The organism is Kitasatospora sp. NPDC007106 (assembly GCF_040634455.1).
Taxonomy (GTDB): Bacteria; Actinomycetota; Actinomycetes; order Streptomycetales; family Streptomycetaceae; genus Kitasatospora; species Kitasatospora arboriphila.
Genome location: NZ_JBEYFP010001032.1, coordinates 1 through 1,922 on the forward strand (window position 1 = coordinate 1; position 1,922 = coordinate 1,922).

Sequence of the window (1,922 nt, forward strand, 5' to 3'; positions counted from 1 at the left end):
CAAGTTGCTGCTTAGGGCGTCCGCCGGTAGGTGCTGGCAGCAGGGCAGGCACGGTTCACCCGATCATGGAGTTCTCTACGCTTCATGATCACCGGGGGATCCGTGCCTGCCGTCCCATCATGCATTCTCGACCCGATCCGCGACCAGTTCCTCGCGCTCCTGCCCGTGCGCGAGGACCGGCACCCGCTGGGCTGTCACAACCCTCGGATCAGCGACGCCGTCGTCTTCGACCGGCTGGTGCAGGTCCTGGTCTTCGGCTGCGGATACGAACGCGCCGCCGACGAGCACTGCTCGGCCACCACCTTTCGCCGACGCCGCAACGAGTGGATCGCCGACGGCGTGATGGAGAGCCTGCGGCTGCTCGCGCTCGCCGCCTGCGACCGCATGATCGGCCTCAAACTCGACCGCCTCAGCGCCGACGGCTGCATCACCAAGGCGCCCTCCGGCGGTGAATGCGCCGGGAAGAGCCCGGTCGACCGCGCCAAACTCGGGCTGAAACGCTCACAGTTGACCGACGGCACCGGAATACCCCTGGTCACCGAACCGGCGCCGGCCAACACCCGCGACCACACCCTGCTGCCCGCCACCCTCGACCGCTTCACCGCCCTCGAACAGGCCCTCGGGCCGCTGCCGGAGTATCCACGTCTCGCCCTGGACGCCGGCTACGACTACCGGATCGTCCACGATGACCTGGCTGGCCGGAGGATCGACGCCCGCATCGCCCCGCGCGGCGCGAAGAGCCCGATCCAGACCGGCGGCCGGTGGGTCGTCGAGCGCACGAACTCCTGGATGAACAACTTCGGCAAGCTCCGGCGCTGCACCGAACGCCGGAGAGCGGCCGTCGAGTTCTTCCTCGCCCTGGCCGCCACCGTCATCACGGTCCGCTGCCTGATCCGACGCGCCTGGACCCTCTACCGCTGGAACACCCGCCCTCGAAGCCCACGAATCCGATGACCTACTGGCGGACGCCCTTATACGTCGCGCGATGGTGGCGGTGGCCGCAGTCGCTCTGATAGCCACCGGGACAGGATCTGCGGGCGCCGCCGCAGACGCCCGTACTGACAACTCACCGACGATCAACCGTCCGACCCGGCAGGAAGTCGACCTGCCGACGCCGGGCCCAGGGCCCAGTGCGGACAAGGCCGTGCTCGGCCGCACCGAAGCGGGCTGTGAGGCGCCAGCGGGGCGGACGGCCGGGGCCTGTCTGGTCGTCGTCCCCGCCCCGAAGGGACACACGCCGCGGCCCCACGCTCCGGCCGGCCTGACGGCCGCGCCCCGCACTGGAGTGGCGGCCAGCGGATCGGCCGTGCCCCTTCCGAGCTGGTGCTACGACCACCCCAACGGCGGGGTGTACGGGTTCCGCGACCAGGCCTGCGAGCTCTCCACCGGCTGGATCCGGACCTGGGTCACGGAGAACGGCGCCCGCAAGTGGACCGGCGAGGTCTACATGGATGTGATCAGCTACGAGTACACCGACAAGTCCCAGGCGACCTGGGGCCACCAGATCGAGATTGCTGGCTACTGGGGCTGGGGCGATGCCCTGAACGCCACGGTCGAGGGCGGTACCACGGCCAGCGGATCGTGCAGCAAGGTGAACTCCGAATTCCCCGCCCAGGGGCTGTCCCCGCTGAGCACGTGGCGCGTCGGAACCTCCTTCTACAACACGACCGCAACCGCTCCCGGCGCCGTCGGTTTTTGCACCACCACCTGGAACCTCGTCTTCAAGACGCCCGGGTACAACGACATCGCGCAGCCCTACAACCGCAGCAACATCCGCTGCGACAACGCGGTTCCGGGCAACCTGAAGGTTGGATGCGTCGTGTACTGGCACCCGTCGCCGGTCTACTACAGCCGGGCAACCAATCCGACCCTCGCCAACCACGTCGCCCAGGCCCAGGCCTCGGGGCTGCCCGGGGCCACCT

The 1,922-nt window shown here is 69.3% G+C and carries 1 protein-coding gene and 1 pseudogene; both read left to right on the forward strand.

The window, feature by feature from the left end:
• The first annotated feature begins 102 nt into the window (after positions 1-102).
• Entirely contained in the window at positions 103-954 is an 852-nt protein-coding gene (locus tag ABZ641_RS35395; RefSeq protein ID WP_359988513.1) for an IS5 family transposase, read from the forward strand.
• A 352-nt stretch (positions 955-1,306) separates the two neighbouring features.
• Positions 1,307-1,922, forward strand: a pseudogene (locus tag ABZ641_RS35400) (hypothetical protein); the annotation flags it as partial.